This is a genomic window from Chryseobacterium sp. WLY505 (genome assembly GCF_030846215.1).
Taxonomy (GTDB): Bacteria; Bacteroidota; Bacteroidia; order Flavobacteriales; family Weeksellaceae; genus Chryseobacterium.
Genome location: NZ_JAVCWI010000024.1, coordinates 1 through 2,067 on the forward strand (window position 1 = coordinate 1; position 2,067 = coordinate 2,067).

Below are 2,067 nucleotides of genomic sequence, written 5' to 3' on the forward strand. Positions count from 1 at the left end.
AACTTAATTCCTGTGAATGTTTTGACGATCAACGCAGCTACAGCTGCCGGATCAATGGGAGGAACAAAAAATACTGTGGTTTTATCTGCAACAGATCAGAATTTAGTTACCAATGCTCCTCTTGGAAGTGCATTAACGTTGAATCTGGACTACACTATTCCAGCTGCAAAATCATCATCATCTGATATTTTAGGGAAGCCAGCCGGAACTTATACGCAAACAGTAACTTATACAGCGACTGCTTTATAATAAAAAAGCACAACAATTATAGATGTTTCCTTAATATCGGGAAGTATTGAGGGGCATCTATTTAACCCCAATGAGTAATCCTGTATTGATTTTATTACATGAACTTCCGTTTTCCACTGCAAAGAAACTTTTATCACTACTGTAGATTTGTAGTATTCAATAGAGGTTATTGAACTAGAATAATAATTAAATAGTACTACCATGACAAAACAAATAGCAATCTCAGCCTTAACTTTTGGAGTCATCATATTAGGGAATAATAATGTTCAGGCTCAAAATACTACTGCAACCACCACTTTAAACATTATCTTGAACGATGTAATCTCTATCGATGCAGGAAGTACTGCCATGGGTGGGACAGTTGCCTTCAACTATGCTACTGCAGCGGATTACAACTCTGATCAGACCATTACAAAAGTCAACTCTTTGAAAGTTACTTCCACGAAGAACTTCAATGTTAAAGTAAAAGCAGGTGGCCCGACTTTCGTCAATGGGTCCAACTCAATTCCTGTAGATGTTTTGACAATCAAGGCAGCAACAGCTCCAGGAAATATGGGCGGAACAAAAAATGATGTGGTTTTATCTCCAGGAGAAAGAAACTTAGTAGCCAATGCTCCTCTTGGAAGTGCATTAATACTGAATCTGGACTACACCATTCCGGCAGCGAAATCATCATCTTCTGATATTTTAGGGAAGCCAGTCGGAACTTATACACAAACAGTAACTTACAGCGCGACTACTTTATAATAAAAAAACACATCAATATACATGCCCTCAGTACCTGTAAAGTGTTGAGGGTTTTTCTATAAACCCAATGGGTAATCCTGTAGTGATTTTACTACGTGAACTTCCTTTTTCCACTACAAGGAAACTTTTAGCACCACTATAAATTTGCAGTATACAAAAGATAACAATTAAGTAAAAAATAACAATAAAATATTATCATCATGAAAAAGCAAATCGTAATCACAGCCTTAACTTTTGGAGCCATCATATTGGGAACTAGCAATGTTCAAGCTCAAAATACAACTGCAACTACAACCGTAAACATTACCCTGAATGACGTAATCTCTATCGATGCAGGAAGTACTGCCATTGGTAATACGGTTGACTTCAACTATGTTACTGCAGCAGACTACAACTCTGATCAGACCATTACCAAAGCGAACTCTTTGAAAGTTACTTCCACAAAGAACTTTAATGTTAAAGTAAAAGCAGGAGGTGCTAATTTTATGAATGGAACGAACTTAATCCCTGTGAATGTTTTGACGATTAAAGCAGCTACAGCTGCCGGATCAATGGGGGGAACAAAAAATACTGTGGTTTTATCTGCAACAGATCAGAATTTAGTTACCAATGCCCCGCTGGGAAGCGCATTAACACTAAACCTGGACTACACTATTCCAGCAGCAAAATCTTCATCATCTGATATTTTAGGGAAGCCAGCCGGAACTTATACACAAACAGTAACTTATACAGCGACTGCTTTATAATAAAAAAACACATCAATATACATGCCCTCAGTACCTGTAAAGTGTTGAGGGTTTTTCTATAACCCCAATGAGTAATCCTGTAGTGATTTTACTACATGAGCTTCCTTTTTCCATTACAAAGAAACTTTTAGCACCATTATAAATTTGCAGTATACAAAAGATAACAATTAAGTAAAAAATAACAATAAAATATTACCATCATGAAAAAGCAAATCGTAATCTCAGCCTTAACTTTTGGAGCCATCATATTTGGAACTAGCAATGTTCAAGCTCAAAATACAACTGCAACTACAACCGTAAACATTACCCTGAATGACGTAATCTC

At 36.7% G+C, this 2,067-nt stretch carries 2 protein-coding genes and 1 pseudogene; all 3 read left to right on the forward strand.

Features of this window, described 5'->3' with window-relative positions; translation table 11 throughout:
* Positions 1-249: pseudogene (locus RAH34_RS22735) on the forward strand (peptidoglycan-binding protein LysM); the annotation flags it as partial.
* 201 nt (positions 250-450) lie between these two features.
* Positions 451-996, forward strand: a complete 546-nt coding sequence (locus tag RAH34_RS22740) for a peptidoglycan-binding protein LysM (RefSeq protein WP_306597672.1) — start codon at positions 451-453, stop codon at positions 994-996.
* A gap of 200 nt (positions 997-1,196) precedes the next feature.
* A complete protein-coding gene (locus tag RAH34_RS22745) occupies positions 1,197-1,742 on the forward strand; it encodes a peptidoglycan-binding protein LysM (protein WP_114821833.1) in 546 nt (181 codons plus the stop codon).
* Positions 1,743-2,067: the final 325 nt, after the last annotated feature.